General features: G+C 72.6%; 15 protein-coding genes. 6 read left to right on the top strand and 9 right to left on the bottom strand.

All coding sequences use genetic code 11. The annotated features are described in order from the left end of the window. Window positions 1-28: 28 nt before the first annotated feature. From ABZS54_RS02085 to ABZS54_RS02060, 6 genes are all read right to left on the bottom strand, one after another. Window positions 29-550 carry a GNAT family N-acetyltransferase gene (locus ABZS54_RS02085; RefSeq protein ID WP_355529789.1) on the bottom strand — a complete coding sequence of 174 codons (522 nt, stop codon included), beginning with the start codon at window positions 548-550 and terminating at the stop codon, window positions 29-31. A 154-nt stretch (window positions 551-704) separates the two neighbouring features. Continuing rightward, a complete protein-coding gene (locus ABZS54_RS02080; RefSeq protein ID WP_355529786.1) occupies window positions 705-1,853 on the bottom strand; it encodes an acyl-CoA dehydrogenase family protein in 1,149 nt (382 codons plus the stop codon). 250 nt (window positions 1,854-2,103) lie between these two features. After that, entirely contained in the window at window positions 2,104-3,219 is a 1,116-nt protein-coding gene (locus ABZS54_RS02075; protein WP_355529783.1) for a Xaa-Pro peptidase family protein, read from the bottom strand. A 49-nt stretch (window positions 3,220-3,268) separates the two neighbouring features. Beyond that, window positions 3,269-4,105, bottom strand: a complete 837-nt coding sequence (locus ABZS54_RS02070) for a DUF3050 domain-containing protein (RefSeq protein WP_355529780.1) — start codon at window positions 4,103-4,105, stop codon at window positions 3,269-3,271. A 260-nt stretch (window positions 4,106-4,365) separates the two neighbouring features. Continuing rightward, entirely contained in the window at window positions 4,366-5,475 is a 1,110-nt protein-coding gene (locus tag ABZS54_RS02065) for a CaiB/BaiF CoA-transferase family protein (RefSeq protein ID WP_355529777.1), read from the bottom strand. Between the two features lie 205 nt (window positions 5,476-5,680). Beyond that, window positions 5,681-6,703, bottom strand: a complete 1,023-nt coding sequence (locus tag ABZS54_RS02060) for a tyrosine-type recombinase/integrase (RefSeq protein WP_355529774.1) — start codon at window positions 6,701-6,703, stop codon at window positions 5,681-5,683. Between the two features lie 74 nt (window positions 6,704-6,777). Between ABZS54_RS02060 and ABZS54_RS02055 the strand changes: the two genes are divergently transcribed. Together ABZS54_RS02055 and ABZS54_RS02050 are read left to right on the top strand one after the other, a co-directional pair. Further along, entirely contained in the window at window positions 6,778-7,218 is a 441-nt protein-coding gene (locus ABZS54_RS02055; RefSeq protein WP_355529771.1) for an Lrp/AsnC family transcriptional regulator, read from the top strand. A gap of 149 nt (window positions 7,219-7,367) precedes the next feature. Then, window positions 7,368-8,987 carry an amidohydrolase family protein gene (locus tag ABZS54_RS02050; protein ID WP_355529768.1) on the top strand — a complete coding sequence of 540 codons (1,620 nt, stop codon included), beginning with the start codon at window positions 7,368-7,370 and terminating at the stop codon, window positions 8,985-8,987. A gap of 33 nt (window positions 8,988-9,020) precedes the next feature. Here the strand turns inward: ABZS54_RS02050 and ABZS54_RS02045 are convergent, their stop codons facing one another. Next, the gene (locus tag ABZS54_RS02045) at window positions 9,021-9,656 is read right to left on the bottom strand and encodes a hypothetical protein (protein ID WP_355529981.1); all 636 of its coding nucleotides are present in this window, start codon (window positions 9,654-9,656) and stop codon (window positions 9,021-9,023) included. 168 nt (window positions 9,657-9,824) lie between these two features. On the opposite strand from ABZS54_RS02045, the gene ABZS54_RS02040 reads away from it, so the two are divergent. From ABZS54_RS02040 to ABZS54_RS02025, 4 genes are all read left to right on the top strand, one after another. Then, complete coding sequence (locus tag ABZS54_RS02040) at window positions 9,825-11,312, top strand: PLP-dependent aminotransferase family protein (RefSeq protein WP_355529765.1); 1,488 nt, start codon at window positions 9,825-9,827, stop codon at window positions 11,310-11,312. Between the two features lie 775 nt (window positions 11,313-12,087). Next, complete coding sequence (lnt, locus tag ABZS54_RS02035; RefSeq protein ID WP_355529763.1) at window positions 12,088-13,848, top strand: apolipoprotein N-acyltransferase; 1,761 nt, start codon at window positions 12,088-12,090, stop codon at window positions 13,846-13,848. Continuing rightward, window positions 13,845-14,714 carry a polyprenol monophosphomannose synthase gene (locus tag ABZS54_RS02030; protein ID WP_355529760.1) on the top strand — a complete coding sequence of 290 codons (870 nt, stop codon included), beginning with the start codon at window positions 13,845-13,847 and terminating at the stop codon, window positions 14,712-14,714. The genes lnt and ABZS54_RS02030 overlap by 4 nt, the downstream gene beginning before the upstream one ends. 4 nt (window positions 14,715-14,718) lie before the next feature. Then, window positions 14,719-15,282, top strand: coding sequence for an FxsA family protein (locus tag ABZS54_RS02025; protein WP_355529757.1), 564 nt, complete (start codon window positions 14,719-14,721; stop codon window positions 15,280-15,282). 140 nt (window positions 15,283-15,422) lie between these two features. Here the strand turns inward: ABZS54_RS02025 and ABZS54_RS02020 are convergent, their stop codons facing one another. Together ABZS54_RS02020 and ABZS54_RS02015 are read right to left on the bottom strand one after the other, a co-directional pair. Next, complete coding sequence (locus ABZS54_RS02020) at window positions 15,423-15,797, bottom strand: RNA polymerase-binding protein RbpA (RefSeq protein ID WP_355529754.1); 375 nt, start codon at window positions 15,795-15,797, stop codon at window positions 15,423-15,425. 347 nt (window positions 15,798-16,144) lie between these two features. Then, window positions 16,145-18,664: a SpoIIE family protein phosphatase gene (locus ABZS54_RS02015; RefSeq protein ID WP_355529751.1), complete on the bottom strand. Its 2,520-nt coding sequence runs from the start codon at window positions 18,662-18,664 to the stop codon at window positions 16,145-16,147. Window positions 18,665-18,848 lie beyond the last annotated feature (184 nt).

The raw sequence follows: 18,848 nt of genomic DNA, 5'->3' as shown, positions 1-18,848 counted from the left end.
GGCGGGCCGGCCCGTCCCGCGCGCCACTTCACCCGGCTGCGGCCAACCGCATCCGCACATAGTCGCCCCCGGCGGGCCCCGGTCGGTGTTCACCGCTCGGGGACCAGCCGCGGCGGGCGTAGAAGGCCATCGCGCGCTCGTTGCGCCGCCACGCCTCCACTCGCCCCTCGGGTAGCCGCTCCCGGTCCAGGAAGCGCACGAAGGCGGCGTGCAACGCGCTGCCGACACCCTGCCCCCAGTGCCCCGGAAGCACGTGGATCTGGTACAGCTCGCCGGCCGGGCCCGCCACGTGCCCCATCGCCGCGACGCCCACCACACGTTTGCCGGCCACCGCGCACACCACCGTCCGGGCGTCGGTGTCGACCGCCCGCCGCCACGCGTCCCGGCGGTGGGCAAGAGGGTCCGGCTGGGCCGGGTCCCCGATCTCGTGCTCGGCCGCTCCCCCGGTCCGGTAGTAGGCGGTGCGGGCCCGGGTGTGCAGGTCGACGATCGCGTCCAAGTCGCCGAGCCGCGCGGGCCGCAGGCGTGGGCGTGGGTGGGATTGCGTCATGGTCGATGAGACGTCCGCCGGGCTCGGGCAGTTCCTTCGCGTCGGGCCCGGCGAGCGGCGGCCACGAGGGCCCATGCGGCGAAGTGGCCGGGTCTGGGGGCTCGGACCCGTCCGAGGCGGCGCCCTTCGCCCGCCGCGAAGCACGGACTCGCGCTCATCCGTGCAGCAGCAGGTCCCGCGCGATGACCATGCGTTGGATCTGGTTGGTGCCCTCGACGATCTGCAGGCACTTGGCCTCGCGCAGGTAGCGCTCCGCCGGGAAGTCGGTGGTGTAGCCGTAGCCGCCGAGGATCTGCACCGCGTCGATCGTCACCCGCATCACCGCGTCCGTGCAGAACAGCTTGGCCATCGCCGCCTGGCGGCTGAACGGCTGTCCCGCGTCGCGCAGTCGGGCCGCGGACAGGTAGAGCGCGCGGCCCGCCTCGATCGCGGTGGCCATGTCGGCGAGCATGAAGCGGATGCCCTGCTGGTCGGCGATCGGGCCGCCGAACTGCGAGCGGCTCTTGGCGTAGTCGCTCGCGAGCTCCAGCGCGGCCTGGGCCACCCCGGTGGCGCACGCGGCGATGCCCAGCCGGCCGCAGTCGAGCGCGGCGAGCGCGATCGGGAAGCCCTGGCCCTCGGCGCCGATCCGGCGCTGTGCGGGGACCCGGGCGCCGTCCAGGTGGATCTGCGCGGTGGGCGAGGAGCGCATCCCCATCTTGTGCTCGGGCGCGGCGGAGGCCAGGCCCGGTGTCCCGGCGTCGACCAAGAACGCGCTGATCCCGCGCGAACCGTCCGGCGAGGTGCGCGCCAGCACGGTGTAGAAGTCGGCCACGCCGCCGTGCGTGATCCACGCCTTGGTCCCGGTGAGCACGTACTCGTCGGCGGCGGCCACCGCCTTGGTGCTCAGCGCCGCCGCGTCCGAGCCCGAGTGCGGCTCGGACAGGCAGTACGCACCGAGCAGTTCGCCGGACAACATCGCGGGCAGGTGCGCGGCCCGCTGCTCGGGCGTGCCGAACGTGGCGAGCGGATGGCACGCGAGCGTGTGTACCGACACTCCCAGGCCGACCGCCAGCCACCCGGCGGCCAGTTCTTCGAGCACTTGCAGGTAGACCTCGTACGGCTGCTCGCCGCCGCCGTATTCCTCGGCGTACGGCAACGACAACAGCCCGGCGGCGCCGAGGGTCTCGAACACCTCGCGCGGAAAGCGCCCGGCGGCCTCGTCGGCGGCGGCCCGGGGCACGATCTCGCGGGCGGTGATCTCCCGGGTGAGGTCCAGCAGAGCGCGGGACTCGTCGGTGGGCAGCGTGCGCGTGACGGGCATCGGGGACGTCCTTCCGTGCGGTCCGGAGGGTGGCCGGACCCGGCGGAGACCGGCGGCGGACCGGGTGGGGTTCGCCCCCCGGTCGTTGCGCACGATCGTACGGCGACCCACCCGTGCCCGCCCGGCACCGACGCGGCCCCGCGGACACCCGTCGAGGCGGCCGACCCGCACCCGGTCCGCGGACGCCGGGCCGATCACGGCCCCGGCGGCGTTCGTGGACGGTGGGCATGGAATCGACCGCCTCGAAGGGTTACAGCACGACCAACCCGTGCGGGCGCAGGTTCATCGGATCGCCGGCGTCCTGCGCGCAGACCACGATGTCCTCGATCCGCGCGCCGTGCGTGCCGGGGATGTAGATGCCGGGCTCGATCGAGAACGCCATGCCCGGCTCCAGGGGCAGGCTGTTGCCTGCGACGATGTATGGCTCCTCGTGGCTCTCCAGGCCGATGCCGTGGCCGGTGCGGTGGATGAAGTACTCGCCGTAGCCCGCCTCGGTGATGATGTCGCGGCCGACCGCGTCGAGTGCCTCGCAGGTCAACCCCGGTCGCACCGCGGCGAGTTGGGCGGCCTGGGCGCGCTCCAGCACGTCGTAGTAGCGGCGGAACTCCGCAGGCGGCTCGCCGATGCTGTAGGTGCGGGTCTCGTCCGAGCAGTAGCCGTCGGCGGTGGTGCCGCCGATGTCGACCACGACCACGTCGCCGGTCTCGATCACCCGGTCGGACAGCTCGTGGTGCGGACTCGCGGCGTTCGAACCGGAGCCGACGATCACGAAGTCCACCCGGACGTGGCCCTCGGCGATGATCGCGTCGGCGATGTCCGCACCGACCTCGCGCTCGGTGCGACCCGCCCGGAGCCAGTCACCCACCCGGGCGTGCACCCGGTCGATCGCGGCGCCGGCCCGGCGCAGCGCGGCCACCTCGGCGGCGGACTTGCGCATCCGCAACTCGCGCAACACGTCGCCGGCGAGCGACTGTTCGGCGGCGGGCAGTGCGGCGCGGAAGGCGAGCACCTTCTCCGCCCACATGTGGTTGTCCAAGCCGATCCGGGTCACGCCCGCGGGCAGCCGGTCGGCGATCAGTGTGTACGGGTCGTCGGTCTCGGCCCAGCCGGCCACGTCGATGCCGAGCGCTCCCGCGGGTGACGCGAGGGCTGCGGGCTTCTCCAGGCCGGGTACGACCAGGAACGGGTCGGCGTCGACGGGCACCACCAGGCACGTGAGGCGCTCCAGCGGAAGCGCCTCGTAGCCGGTGAGATAGCGCAGGTCGGCGCCGGGCGAGATGAGCAGGGCGTCCAGTCCCGCGTCGGCGGCTGCCTTCCGGGCGCGGCCGAGGCGGTCTGTGGGGTAGAGGGCTGCGTCGTGGGTCACGCGCCCAACATATGACACGTCACACGGCTCCGGGCAGTGCGGAACCGGATCAGCGGGCCCCGGGACGGGTCGCGTCGATCGCCGTGCGGACCGCGTCCCACAGGTCGGCGCGGGCGCGCAACGAGACGGTGACGGTGCCGGCGCTCTCCCGCCATGCGCGGGCCGGGTCCGGGGTGGCCGCGCACAACTGGGCGAGCAGGCGCAGCGCCATCGGGCCGTGGTCGTCGCCGTCCACCTCGATGTGCCGGGTGAGGTATTCGCCGAACACCGCGAGCCGGCCCTCGTGCACGTCGTCGAGGGCGGTGAGGTGGTCGAACATGCGCGGGATGAGCTCCTCGCGGCCGAGCGCGAAGGAGGCGGCGACGCAGTGCAGCGGGGCGTGCTCGACGACCTGCCAGGTACGCGTCACGAACGCGGCGGCGCCGGCGGGTGCGCCGCACGCGGCGACGGCCTCGGGCACCGGGACCCCGTCGACGAGCAGGCCGAGGAAGCGGCGGGCCGGGCGGGTGTCGGCGCCGGCGGCGTCCATCGCGGCGAGGTAGAGCTCGAAGTGGCTGAGCGGACCCAGGGAGGTGGTGTCGCTCTCCTCGCCGAGCACGATCTCGTTGACCATGCGCCGGATCTCCGCGTCCCCGCGCGGCACCCACGGGATCTCGACGCAGGTCAGGTTCCGTTGCAGGCTCTTGAGCAGGGACATGAAGTCCCAGACGGCGAACACGTGGTGCTCCATGAACACCCGGATCGCGGTGATGTCGGTGAGGTCGCGGTAGACGGTGTGGCGGAGCACGCGTTGCCGCACGGGTGCGGTCTCGCCGAGCAGCCGCGCGATGTGATCGGCAGCGCGAGCGCGCGGGAGGGAGGGGCTGGTGAGTGCGGTGGTGTCCATGGTTCCTCGCGTGGGTCGGCAGGTGCGGCTACCGATGGTAGAGAGGTCGCTACGTGGTGAAACATTTGTCGCGGATTTTCGGGCACGGGTCGGACGGGCATGCCATGCTGCACGTTTGCGCGGAGCGCTTGGCGCTGCGCTCGGGCCGGCTTGGGCAGGGGGGTGCCCGCCGGCATCGCCCGTAGCGTTCGGTTCGAGAACGCGGTTTCACGGCAGGCGGTCGTCGGCTGGGACCTCGCGGACCGCTTCGGCTTCCTCGGTCAGGAATCCTGGGCCAGTTTTGCGGCTTCCTCCGGGGGCAGACCCCAGGATTCGAGGAGGGCGGCGTCGATCCGGTTCGCGGCGTCCCCGGCGGTGGACGGGGTGTCGGACAGTCGCGGGGCCGGGGCGGGCTGGAGCATGCCGTCGGGGTGAATGAAGGTCTCCCGAGCCCGGTTGTGCGGGTGCTCGGCGGCCTCCTCCCAGGTCAGCACGGGCGTCACGCAGGCGTCCAGCGGCTCGAAGACCGCCGCCCACTCGTCCCGGGTGCGGCCGGCGATCACCGCGGTGAATCGCTCGCGCAGGACCGGCCAGCCGGCCCTGTCCATCTGCGCCGGCAACTCCTCCTCGGCAAGCCCGAGTCCGGCCAACAACAGGGCGTAGAACTGCGGCTCGATCGCACCGACGGCGAGGTACCGTCCGTCGGCGGTGGTGTACACGTCGTAGAACGGCGCACCGGTGTCGAGCAGGTTGCCACCGGGCTGCTCCGCCCAGCCGCCGAGCCCGCGCATGCCGTGGATGAACGCGCTGAGCAGCGCCGATCCGTCGGTCATCGCCGCGTCGACGACTTGGCCGCGCCCGGAGGTGCGCGCGGCCAGGAGCGCGGCCAGGATGCCGAACGCGCAGAACATCGCGCCGCCGCCGTAGTCCCCGACCAGGTTCAGCGGCGGCACCGGACGCTCACCGGTGCGCGCGAAGGAGTGCAACACCCCGGAGATGGAGATGTAGTTGATGTCGTGCCCGACCCGGGGCGCGAGCGGCCCGTGCTGCCCCCAGCCGGTCATCCGGGCGTAGACGAGGGCGGGGTTGAGCTCCAGGCAAGTGTCGGGTCCCAGGCCCAGGCGCTCGGCGACGCCCGGACGAAACCCCTCGACGAGCACGTCGGCGCCGGCGATCAACCGCAGTACCGAGTCCCGCACGGCCGGGTCCTTGAGGTCGACCTCCAGCGTGCCCAACCGGCCGCGCCCGACCACCATCGAGGGCATCGTCGCGCCTCCGGGTCGATCCACCCGAATGACGCCGGCGCCGGCGTCGGCCAACATCATCCCGACGAACGGCCCGGGTCCGATCCCGGCCAGCTCGACCACCTTGACGCCATCCAGCGCACCCATGCCCACTCCCCACGCCAAGCCCAATTGCGTTGCACAGTCAAGCAGACGAAGCACCACCTGTCGCCTGTCCCGCACACCGGCGTCCCACCGGCCGCGAATGGCGGAGTCCGCACGGCGGCGAGATCTGCACAATCGGCTGCGACGCTCCGCTCCGGGGCGTGTTCGGCGACCCGCCGCACCACCGTGTGGCTCCCCGGCCTCCGACTCACCACGTCCTTTGAACCCGGAACACGTCCTGGTTCGAGACGCCCGGTCGGATGCCCCCGGCCGCTTGGCCCGGTTGTCGTTTCGGCCCGGTTTCATCAGTGGCGTCCACCGCCCTGCGCAACTGCTCCAGCCGATACGGCACCGGCTCCCAGCCCGGCCGCCCGGCCATGTCCACGTTCAGTCGGACCACCGTGCGCGTGTACGCCCGGGCGAGTCCGCGCGGCATCAGCGGCATCCCGGCGGGCCGGCGGCGGGAGTTGCCGTCCTGGTCCGGCACCCCGGAGTGGTTGCCCCGGACCGACACCCACACGGCGGCCACCGATCCCTGCACGTGTCGCACCAGTTCCTCGCGCACGTCCAACCAGCGGCCCAGCGCGGCCCGGGTGGGACCGGACAGCGGCAGCACCTCGGTGACCGCCGGGTTGACCGAGCGTGCCTGCGGGCGCCGCACGATCCGCACCGTGTGCTCGTCCGACCCCAGGTCGGTCAGCCGCAGCGCGCACAACTCGCCCACCCGCGCGCCGGTGTCCAGGACCACGCCGATCAGCGCGAACAGCCGGATCCGACCCGGGTCCGCGCCGCCGCTGTCGGCATGCGCGGCCAGCCAGTCCAGCAACAACGACCGTTGCCGGGCGCCCACCGGCGGCTTGAGTTCGGGCATCGCCGGTCGCTCCGGGAGCTCGGCCGGCACCGACCCCGCGCGGGCCAGGATCTCCAGGCAGTCCATCCGCACCCGCATGCTCGCCGTCGTGGAGATGCCTGCCCCCGCCACCGCGCGGGTGCGCAGTCGCCCGCTTCGCGCGAGGTCCAGATAGCGCCGCATCGGGTCGGCCGACAACAATGCGGCGAGCGAGGCGCGGGCCTCGACCGGGAACCCGTCCTGGACCATTGCGCGGCGCAACTCGCCCACCACCCATCGCAGTTGCCGAGCCCGCGCGGCGGAGGTGTCGGCCCGCGCGGTCACCCGCAACAGGGCGCGGTCGAGCTGATCGAGCGCTGGGGCACGGTCCTGGGCGGCCATGGGGGCACTGTAACGACGGCCTCCGACGCGGCATCGGGACGCCACGCCCCGCCCCGATGCCCTAGGTTCGTCGTGTGGAGGACCTCGACCGACAGATCGTCAAACTGCTCCTGCAAGACGGGCGGATGAGCTACACCGACCTGGGCAAGGCCACCGGCCTGTCCACCTCGGCCGCACACCAACGCGTGCGCCGACTCGAACAACGCGGCATCATCCGCGGCTATGCCGCCGTGGTCGACACCGAGGCCATCGGCCTGCCGCTGACCGCGTTCATCTCGGTCAAACCCATCGATCCCAGCGCCCCCGACGACGCTCCGGAGCGGCTGGCGAACCTCGAGGAACTGGAGGCGTGTCACAGCGTGGCCGGGGACGAGAGCTACATCCTCAAGGTCCGTGTCCCGACCCCGGGGGACCTGGAGACCCTGTTGGCCCGCATCCGGCTCCAGGCGGGTGTGTCCACCCGCACGACGGTGGTGCTGTCCACCCCGTACGAGGCGCGCGCGCCCCGGTTCTGACCCCGGCGTCCGCACCACGCCGCGCCGCGCGACGTCGGTCGGACAAGGCTGCCCGGGCCGCTTCGCGAGGGTGGGCGCGGCGCGCGTCACCCGCCCGAAGGGGTGACCTCCGGCCGGGGGTCGGGTCGGGGCGGGCCACACTGGTGGCCATGACCACGCTCCTCCTGCGCAACGGCGCCGTGCACAGTCCGGCCGATCCCTTCGCGACCGCCATGGTCGTCGAGGACGACACCATCGCCTGGATCGGCGCCGAGGGAGCCGCCGCCCACGTCGACGCCGTCGACGCGGTGCTCGACCTCGCGGGCGCGCTGGTGACACCCGCGTTCGTGGACGCGCACGTGCACGCCACCGCGACCGGCCTCGCACTGACCGGGCTCGACCTGACCGGCGCACCGTCGTTGGCCTACGCGCTCTCCGCGCTGGAGGACCACGCCAAGCGGCGCGGCCTGTACGGGGCGGGCCACGTGCTGCTCGGCCACGGCTGGGACGACACCGCCTGGCCGGAGGGACGCCCGCCCACCCCGGCCGAGTTGGACCGGGCCACCGGCGGCGCCACCGTCTACCTCTCCCGCACCGACGTGCACTCCGCCGCGTGCTCGCCCGCGTTGCTCGCCCTGGTCCCGGGCGAGCACGGCGACGTGCCGTTGGCCGGCAACGTGCACCACGCGGCGCGAGCCGCCGCCAACGCCGCGCTGACGTCGGCCGATCGGATCGCCGCGCAGCGGGTCGCGCGGGCCCGGGCGGCGGCGCTGGGCATCGGCACGGTGCACGAGTGCGGCGGGCCGGAGATCGCCGGCGAGGCCGACTTCCGGGCGCTGCTGGAGCTGGCCCGGGACGAAGCCGGCCCGGACGTGGTCGGCTACTGGGGTGCGCTCGCCGACGACCCCGAGCACGCCCGCACGATGCGCGCCGACCTGGGCGCGCACGGCCTCGGCGGCGACCTGTTCATCGACGGCTCGCTCGGTTCGCACACCGCGTGCCTGCACGCGCCCTACATCGACGACCCGGCCGCCGGCACCGGCCTGACGCACCTCGCGGCCGAACAGGTGGCCGCCCACCTCGCCGCGTGCACCCGAGCCGGCGTCCAGGCCGGCTTCCACGCCATCGGCGACGCCGCGATCGGCGCGGTCACCGCCGCCGCCCGCGCGCTGATCCAGGGCCCGCACGGCGCGGCCTTCCGCGCGCTTCGACACCGCGTCGAACACGCCGAACTGCTCGACGCCCAAGCCGTCGCGGCATTTGCCGAACTGGGCCTGACCGCCTCCGTACAGCCGGCCTTCGACGCCGCGTGGGGCGGCCCGGACGGCATGTACGTACGCCGCCTGGGCGCCGAACGCGCCGCGCTGATGAACCCGTTGGCCGCACTCAGCGCCGCGGGTGTACCGCTCGCGTTCGGCTCGGACGCGCCGGTGACCCCGCTCGACCCGTGGGGCACCGTGCGCGCCGCCGCCTTCCACCGCACGCCGGAGCAACGCATCAGCGTGCGTGCCGCCTTCGCCGCGCACACCCGAGGCGGCCACCGGGCGACCGGTCGCGACGACGCCGGCGTGCTGGTTCCCGGCGCGCCCGCCACCTACGCGGTGTGGGACACCACCGAGCTGGTCGTCCAGGCCCCGGACAGCCGGCTCTCCGGCTGGTCCACCGACCCGCGCTCGGGCACCCCCGGGCTGCCCGACCTGGCTCCCGACCTGCCGCTGCCGCGCTGCGTGCGCACCGCGGTGCGCGGCACCACGATCCACGCGGCCGAGGGAGCCCTCGACCAGGCCTGATCGGGGCGGCGCTCGCCGGCCTCCGGGGTGTCCCTAGCCGGCCGGCGCCGGGGCCAGCGTCCCGGGCTGTTCCACGACCGCAGCGGCCGGGGCGACCGGGGCGACCGGGGCGACCGGATCCGGCTCGCCGGCCGCGACCTCCGACCGCCGCTCGGGAACGGTCAGCAGCGGCAGGAAGACCTGCAGCAGCGGCCCGATGGTCAGCGCGTACAACACGGTGCCCAGCCCGAGCGACCCGCCCAGGGCGAAGCCCACCACCAGGACGGTCACCTCGATGCCGGTACGGATCAGCCGCACCGAACGCCCGGTGATCCGCACCAGCCCGGTCATCAGCCCGTCCCGCGGACCCGGGCCCAGCCGCGCACCGATGTACGCGCCGCCCGCCACCGCGTTCAGCACCACTCCAAAGACCAGGAAGGCCAATTGCCGGCCCGACGCGTCCGGCGCGGGCAACCACCGCAGCGAGGCGTCCACGGCAACGCCGATCACGAATACGTTGCTCACCGTGCCCAGGCCCGGACGCTGGCGCATCGGCCACCACAGCAGCAGCACCGCGGCGCCCACCACGATCGTCACCACGCCGAAGCTCCACCCGGTCCGCTCCGCGAGCCCCTGATGGAACACGTCCCACGGGTCCAGCCCCAGATCGGCCCGGATCATCAACGCCATGCTGAACCCGTACAGCGTGAGCCCCGCATACAACTGGATCAATCGCCGGACCCACGACCAAGCCACCGTGCACCTCGTTCGTCACCTGACTGCCAATAAAGAGCCAACGGTGAAACAATCGCCGACACCGGATCACGGATCCATAGCCAATTCGACAGGAGTGGACTGATGAGCGCGCCTCACCTGACCGTCAGCAGCACCCGCCTCGCCGACCTCCTGCACCCCTGGACCACCACGACCCAGTCCGCGGCGCGCACCGGCCCGGCGTACCGCACGCTCGCCGATCGCATCCGCGCGCTGCTCCTGGACGGTCGGATCCCGCTGACCGCGCGCCTGCCCGCCGAACGCGGCCTCGCCGACCGACTGGGCATCAGCCGCACCACGGTCGCCGCCGCCTACGAACTCCTGCGCACCGACGGCTACCTGACCAGCCGGCGCGGCTCCGGCAGTTGGACCACTCTGCCCGGCACGCACACCGAGATCCCCACCCGAGGGCTGAGCCCGAGCACCACCACCGGCGTGATCGACCTCGGCGTCGCGGCCCTGCCCGGCCCCGGCCGCGCCCTGCACCAGGCGGTCGCCGACGCCACCGACTCGCTGCCCACCTACACCACCGGCCACGGCTACCTGCCCGGCGGCCTGCCGGTTCTGCGCGACACGCTGGCCCAGCGCTACACCCGCCGCGGCGTGCCCACCACGCCCGACCAGATCCTGGTCACCCCCGGCGCGCTGGCCGCGGTGACCCTGGTGCTGCGCACCCTGGCCGGCCCCGGCGACCGGGTCGCGGTGGAATCGCCCACGTACGCCAACGTGTTGGACGCCATCCGGCAGGCCGGGAACCGGCTCGTCCCGGTGCCGATGACGGACACGGGCTGGGACGTGGAGACCTGGCGGGACACGCTGCGCACGGCCGCGCCCCGACTTGCCTACCTGATCCCGGACTACCAGAACCCGACCGGCCACCTCGCGGACGCCGGGATCCGCCGCACGCTGGTGGACCTGGCCCGCAACACCGGGACCACGCTGATCGTCGACGAGACGTGCTTCGACCTGGCCCTGGACGTCGACCCGACGGACCGGCCGCTGCCGATGGCCGGATTCGACCGGACCAACAACGTGGTCACCATCGGGTCCACCTCGAAGACCTTCTGGGGCGGCCTGCGGATCGGCTGGATCCGGGCCACCCCGGACCTGGTCCGCCGGATCGCGGCCACCCGCGCGTCCTTCGACGTCGGCGCGCCCGTGCTGGACCAACTGGTGACCCACCACCTGATCACCGACCACGAGGACGCGATCCTGGAGAGCCGGCTGCCGGCGCTGCGCGCCGCCCGGGGCGCGCTCGCCGAAGCGCTCGCCGACCGGTTGCCCGACTGGACGTTCGCGATGCCGGTCGGCGGCCTGTCCCTGTGGGTGCGCACCGACGGCGCCTCCAGCCTGACGCTGGCCGAGGCCGCGGCCCGTCACGGCGTGCGCATCGCGGCGGGCACCCACTTCGGCACGGACGGGACCTTCGAGCACCACGTGCGGCTGCCGTACGCGCACGATCCGGCGACACTGACCGAGGCGATCCGCCGGCTGGCGACCGCCGTCGGCGAGACCGAACGCAGTCGGCCCAGCGCCTACACGGGCTTCTCGGGGGCGGCCTGCCTGGCCTGAACCGGTGGCCCGACTGGCCGATACGGGTGAACGCACCCCGGGTCCCCGCTCGCGCGGTGGGCCCGATCCGTGTACAACACCATGGAAGCCCGCAACGCGCGCGACACGCCGACATCGCCGCCGCCCGCTCCGGGCCCGATCGCCGTGCGAGCGACCCGGCCAAGGGTACGGAAGCCTCGACGAGACCCATTAGGGGAGCGATTGCGCCACCCGGCGGGCGCACACCACCACACCAGCGCCGCACCACCCCGGCCGCTGACCTGCGTCGATACCGTATTCGTGCAGGTCAGTGCGATGTTGACACCGCGCCCGCATCGCCCAGTACGTTCGACCCGGTCCACCGTAGGACGACCGGCAGGAGAACACCCTCCCCGAGCACGCGCACGCCTCCGGGCCACAGGTGGCACAACCACCGGGCGCCAGGTCCGGAACCGGCGTGACACGCGCCCGGGAGGCCGCCCCACGCGGCCACGAACGGCAGAGCGGCACCCGTGCGGTCGCCCCGCCGGACGCGAGCACACCCCGTGCCGGAAGGTGAGACCGCGGCAGAGCCCGGTCGCCCAGTAGACAACGGCCACCGCGACCGACAGCCAGCCGGTCCGGGGCCGGCCCGAAGGGCGACCGAGCTCCCGCCGTCATCACCCCACCGCCGAGCCCGAGCCGAAACCGAACTCCCACCTCGAACGTTGTAACGTCACTGCATCACCCGACCGGCGCAATTCCGTGCCGCGTGCGGCAGCAGTGATCCGCAACGACCCAGCGAGGGGGCCCCACGGTGCCGCAGCTCGACAGCACCACAGCGCCCGAGGGCATTGCGCCCACGGCGCCGGCGCCCGCTCGCAAGCAGCGTCTGCGCCGCACGCGCGCCACCGCCGTGAGCATCTACCGCCGCCCCGCCCGCCCGGTCACCGCACTGGTCAGCGGCCTGCTGCTCGCGCTCGCGTTCCCGCCCTACGACATCTGGCCGCTGAGCGTGCTCGCGGTCACCGCGCTCGGCATCGCGGTGCACGGGCAGCGCACCCGCACCGGCTTCGGCTACGGCCTGCTCTTCGGCCTGCCGTTCATGCTGTGGCTGCTCAAGTGGCTGCGCGTGGTGGGACCGGACGCGTGGATCGTGCTGTCGGTGGTGCAGGCGCTGTACATCGCCGCGCTGGCCGCCGCGCTCACCCTGATCGGCCGCCTGCGACTGTGGCCGCTGTGGACCGCGTGCCTGTGGGTCGCCGAGGAACTGGTGCGCGACCGCGTGCCGTTCGGCGGCTTCCCGTGGGGCCGACTGGCGTTCGCCAACACCGCGACGCCGTTCACCCCGATCGCAGCGCTCGCCGGCGCCCCCGGGGTGACCTTCGCCGTCGCCCTCACCGGCGCCCTGCTCGGCTGGGCCGCACTGCGCCTGTACGGGCTCTACGCGGGCCGGGGTGACGCATCGGTCGCCGAGACCCCCGAGAGCGCTCGTACGCCGCGCAGCGCCGTTCCGTTGGCCCTGGGCGCCATCGGCCTGGCGATCGCCGTTCCCGCGAGCGCCTACGCGGTTCCCATACCCACCGGCGGCGACGCCGCCGGCCCCGACACCGCGACCATCGCGGTCATCCAGGGCAACGTCCCGCGCACCGGCCTGGACTTTCTCGGCCAACGGCGCGCGGTCCTGGACAACCACGTCCGGCAGACCCACAAGCTGGCCGCCGACGTGCGCGCCGGCAAGGTCAAGAAGCCCGAACTGGTGATCTGGCCGGAGAACTCCTCCGACCTGAACCCGTTCGAGGAACGCGACGCGTACGCGCTCATCGACGGCGCGGTCAAGGACATCGGCGTCCCCGTGCTCACCGGCGTCCTGGTCGCCGGACCCGACGCCACACACATCCAGAATCAGGGCATCGTGTGGGACCCGGTCACCGGCCCCGGCGCCTCGTACACCAAGCGCCACCCGGTGCCGTTCGGCGAATACATCCCGATGCGCGACCTGCTCACCAAGTTCATCAGCCGGCTCGAACGCGTCCCGCGCGACTTCTACCCCGGCAAGACCGTCGGCGTCATGCAACTGGGCCCGGCCCGGATCGGCGACGTGATCTGCTTCGAGATCGCCTACGACAACGTCACCCGCGAAGCGGTCACGCACGGCGGCCGAGTCCTGGTCGTGCAGACCAACAACGCCACGTACGGCCGCAGCGGACAGCCCGAGCAGCAACTCGCGATGTCCAGGCTGCGCGCGATCGAGCACGGCCGCGCGGTGCTGATCGCGGCCACCTCCGGGATCAGCGCGATCGTCATGCCGGATGGAAAAGTGGTCGAACGAACCCGCGAATTCACCGCGGACACCCTGGTCATGGACGTCCCGCTGCGCGACGACCACACGCTCGCCACGCGACTCGGTTCGGCTCCCGAGTGGATCCTGGCTATCGTCGGTCTTCTCGCCTGCGCGTACGGCATCCTCCGCCGTCGCCGCAAGCCCTGGATCACCACCCCCGGCATCCCGCCGACCCCCGCCGACGCCGGCGTCGACACCCGCGCCGACGCCAACGCCATCAAGGAGATGATGTGACCGACAGCGAGCAGACCAGCTTCGCCGATCTCGGCAAGGTGCTCGTCATCATCCCCACCTACAACGAATCGGAGAACATCGAGCCGATCGTCGCGCGCCTGCGCGCCGCGGTGCCCGATGTCGACGTGTTGATCGCCGACGACAACAGCCCCGACGGCACCGGCGACATCGCCGACACGCTCGCCGAGCACGACCCGCACATCCAGGTCATGCACCGGGCCGGCAAGGAGGGCCTGGGCGCCGCCTACATCGCGGGCTTCCGCTGGGGCATCGACCGCGGCTACGACATCCTGGTGGAGATGGACGCCGACGGCTCGCACCAGCCCGAGCAACTGCCGCGCCTGCTCGAAGCGGTGCGCGACGCGGACCTGGTGCTCGGCTCGCGCTGGGTCCCCGGCGGCGGCGCGGTCAACTGGCCCGGGCACCGCAAGCTCATCTCCAAGGGCGGCAGCACCTACTCGCGGCTGATGCTCGGCGTCGACATCCACGACGTCACCGGAGGCTTCCGGGCCTTCCGCAAGGACACCCTGCTCGGCATCGGCCTGGACGAGGTCGCCTCACAGGGCTACTGCTTCCAGGTGGACCTGGCCTGGCGGGCGATCCGCAAGGGCTACCGGGTCCTGGAGGTGCCGATCACCTTCATCGAACGCGAGCGCGGCAACAGCAAGATGAGCAACTCGATCGTCGCCGAGGCACTGTGGCGGGTCACCGCATGGGGCGTCGGCCGCCGGGTCGGCAAGTATCCGAACGAGAGCACCCCCGAGACCGCCGCCGCCCACCCCGAGGTCTCCGGCGGGCCGGGGAGCACCGACGGCCCCGGTGGCGAGGGCTCCGACAGCACCGGCTCCACCCCGCCGAGGACGTGATTCCGTGAGCACCCCGCTGCGCCGAGCGGCCAAGCTCCTGCCGATCATCGCGCTGCCGCTGGCCGAGATCTACGTGATCAGCCGGGTCGGCGTCGCCATCGGGGCGGGCCGGACCTTCCTGCTGATCCTGGCCGGTGTCGCGCTGGGTGCGCTGGTGATCCGCTACGAGGGCCGTCGGGTGCTGACCCGGCTGCGCGCGCTCGGCGAACAGGCGCAGCGCGAGGGCCAGAGCGACCCGACCGCGCTCGCGGCCCAGGGCAAGGAGGTGACCAATGCCGCCGCCGACGCGGGCGTGGTCATCCTGGGCGGCATCCTGCTGATCATCCCCGGGTTCATCACCGACGTGCTGGGCCTGCTGTGCGTGCTGCCGTTCACCCGGCCGCTGATTCGGCGACTGATCGGCACGGTGGTGGCCGCGAAGGTGGCGAACAGCCCGCGGTTCTCCGGCGTGGTGCAGGAGGCGCGAATCCACCGCCCGGACGGCAAGATCGTGCGCGGCGAAGTGATCGACCCGCAGGACGTGCGCCGTGACGACGACCCGCCGCAGCCGCCGCGCGAGCTGCCCTGAGGGCGGCTGGTCGGACCGCACGACCGGAGACGGCACAACGCCCGGGGCGCCACGATCGTGAGATCGTCGGCGCCCCGGGCGTCGGTGCCACCTGTCGACGGGATCCGCACGCGCCCGGAGCGGGCTCGCGCGGTGCTCGCTCAGGCGCTCTTGCGGTTGTCGCGCGGATCGTGGTGGAGGTTGATCCCACCCGACCGCAGTACAGCGAGGCGCTCGGCGAGCACCTCTTCCAGCTCTTCCCGGGTACGCCGCTCCATGAGCATGTCCCAGTGTGTGCGCGTGGCCTTGTTCTTCTTCTCCTCCGGCGGCGCGCCGTCCACCAACTGCGCGACCGCGCCGCAGCTGCGGCACTCCCACGTCGAGGGGATCTCCGCCTCGACGGAGAACGGCATCTCGAAGCGGTGCCCCCTGGGGCAGTCGTATTCCACGGTGCGACGCGGCGCCAGATCGATACCGCGATCGGTCTCGTAGCTGGTGGCGCCAAGGCGTGTGCCGCGGAGAGCTCGCTCACTCATGAATCGTGCCTCCTGGCTTGTCTACCCACATCGACAGGTCTTGCTGTCTCGTCCGTCTGCAGAACGCGTGACGGGCCCCGAAGATTCCCGACCGAGGGGTCGGTGGGGAGGAGCCGGGGTTCGTGACGGTGGGTAGCTACCCCAAAGTGGATGATTCATTACATCGGTGGGAGAAAGTGGCATAAAACTCGCCTGATCGGCTCGGGAATCGATGACGTGAGCCTGCCCGGTACGCCCGTCGCCACGCACAGCGAAGGCGGGTCGCCTCGCCGACCCGGCACGGATCGGCCCGGTGTGGGTGAGGTGGGTGTGGCGGGTGGTCCGGACGGCCGAGGGCGAGGCGGGCCTCAACGATCACGGATCTCCGCCCAGACGATCTTTCCGGTGTCCGTGGGACGCACGCCCCAATCGGTGGTCAGGCCGGCCACGATGCACAGCCCCCGATGCCGCTCGTCGTGGCCGGGCGAGGCGATCTCCTTGGGCAGCCGGCCGTCGTGGTCGACCACCTCGACGATCAGCCGGCCGGGGTGATGACGCAGCCGCAGTTCCATCGGCGTGCGGGCGTGCTCGGCCGCGTTGGAGACGAGCTCGGTGACCACCGAGCACGTGGTGTCGTTGTGGTCGGTCAACTCCCAGCGGCCCAGCGTGGCGCGGACGAAGTCGCGGGCCTCGCGGGCCGAGCGCGGCGTGGGCGGCAGATCCAGACCCGCGGTGCGCTCGACGCTGTGCCGGGCGCGGACCAGCAGCAGCGCCACGTCGTCGGGCTCCTGGCCGGTGAGCATGGTCTTGGTGAGCAGGTCGGCGACATCGGCGACGTTGTAGGCGCCGCCGGTGGTGCTGTCGATGTGCTCGGTCAGTTCCTGAAGCCGGTCGGTGAGCGAGGCGTCGTGCGACTCGACCAGGCCGTCCGTGTACAGAAGGAGTTGGTCGCCGGTGTCGAAGCCGACCACCGCGTCGTCGAAGGTGGTGCCGTCCAGGCCGAGCGGGACGCCGAGATCGTCCTCCAGGAGTTCGACCTTGCCGTCGGCGCCGATCAGGGCGGGCGGCAGATGGCCGGCGTTGGACCAGTGGATGGTGGCGTCGCCGGGATCGTAGACGGCGTAGACGCAGGTGATGATCTGGTCCTCGCCACCGAGCCCGGTGACCAGGCGGTTGAGGTGGCGCATCACCTGTCCGGGTGGCAGGTCCATCACCGCGTACGCCCGCACCGCGGCGCGGAGTTGGCCCATCACGGCGGCGGCTTGGAGACCTCGGCCCATCACGTCGCCGACCACCAGGGCGATCCGGCCGGCGGACAGCGGGATCACGTCGAACCAGTCGCCGCCGACCTGCTGGCCCTTGGCGCCGGGCAGGTAGCGGAAGGCGATGTTGAGTTCGTCCAGGTCGGGCGGGACCTGCGGGAGCAAACTGCGCTGGAGTTCGACGGCGGTGTCGCGGACGCTGCGGAACAGCCGGGCGTTCTCGATCGCGGTGGCGGCCTGCGCGGCGATGCCCAGGGCGAGTTGTTCGTCGCGTTCGGTGAACACGTCGGCCCGGGTGTGGCAGAAGGAGAACGCGCCCAGGTCCTCGCCGGTGGCGGTGGTCACCGGGATGGTCAGCAGGCTGCGTACGGGTGGTTGCCCGTCGGCGCTGATTCGATAGGGCAGCAGCCGGCCGGCGGCGGGGTCATCGGTGAGGTCGCCCCGGCGCACGGTGACCGGCGGCGCGGTGGTGGTCTGCGGTCGGCTGCGCGCGGCGAGGGTGGGTCGCGGCCGGGGCAGGCGGTCGATCAGGGTCGGATCCGGGCTGGTGACGGCGTACCGGGTGTCCGCGACACCGCCGGTGTCGTAGTCGATGTAGCGGAAGATGCCGTGTTCGGCGGCGATCACCGAGGTGGCGGCGTCGGTGGCGGCTTGGACCAGGCGTTCGAGGTTGAGTTCGCGGGTGAGCTTTTGGCCGACGCTGTAGAGGGTCTCGACGATGCGGGTTTCCTGGTCGAGTCGGCGCTGTTTGTAGGCGAGTTGCTCCTGCTGCGAGCGAACCCGGTCGCGGGCGTCCTCGGCGACCAGGGCCTGTTGCGCGGTGGTGCCCTCGTGCGCGGCGAGGAGTTGTTCGAGGGCGTCCAGGCGCGCGGCGGCCACGTGTGTGGTGGGGGTGTGCTGGGAGGGGCCACCGGCGAACAGCGGCGCGGTGTTGAGCGGGAGCAGGGCCAATCGGGTGGATACGGCGACGGTGCGGAAGAGTTCGGCGATCTTGGCCGCGACGTGTACGCGGGTGAACATCAGCACCGTGAACAGTTCGCCGTCGGGGAGCTTGCCGGCGTAGCCGACCACGGATTTTATGCCGCTCGCCCGGATGAACTCCTTGTCCGGCACCGCGTCGTCGGCGAGCGCGTCCGGGATGTGGTGGATGTCGTGGCGGTCCCAATCGTTGTCGGTGGGCAGCGGCCCGGCCACGATCTCCTCGGCGGTGACCCCGAGTTGGTCCAGCATGGCGCTGATCATCGGCGCCCGGCGGACCGCGTTCGCACTCGGGAAGGCGACCACCTGGTGGTGGCGTGATCGGGTGCGGTCGCACCAGTCGGCCTGGTCGCCGATGGTGGCCAACAGGGTGAGGCAGCGCAGGTCGGGGTGTGGGACGAGGTCGGGTTGCCGGCGCAGCGCGCGCTGTTCCAGGTCGGGGGTGAGGTGGCGCCAGGGCATGGTCTGGAACAGGCGGACGAGGACGAGTTGGGGCTCCCCGGTGCGCGGGTCGCGGAAGGTGCTGCGCAGGTGCTGCACGATCGCGCGGGCGGCGTCCTCGGTGGTGGCCGAGTCGGCGGTGACCTGGCGCAGTTCGGAACTGCACACGACCATGTCGCTGACGGTGAAGTTGGCGAGGTCGAACACTGGGCGTCCACGTCCTCCGTGGGGGTGCGGGCCCCCATCATGGCGCGCGAGTGCGGACGGAGTGGTGCGTTTTGGGTATTTGCCGGTGCGCCGGGCGTACGTCGAGGCCCCCCGAGCGTGGCTGCTCGGGGGGCCTTCGGATGGCCTTCGCGGATTCGGCGCGGGGCCGTCACGGAACCTTCGG

Origin of the sequence: Embleya sp. NPDC005575 (genome assembly GCF_040605455.1) — a bacterium.
Taxonomy (GTDB): Bacteria; Actinomycetota; Actinomycetes; order Streptomycetales; family Streptomycetaceae; genus Embleya.
This window is presented reverse-complemented; position numbering and strand designations above follow the sequence as displayed.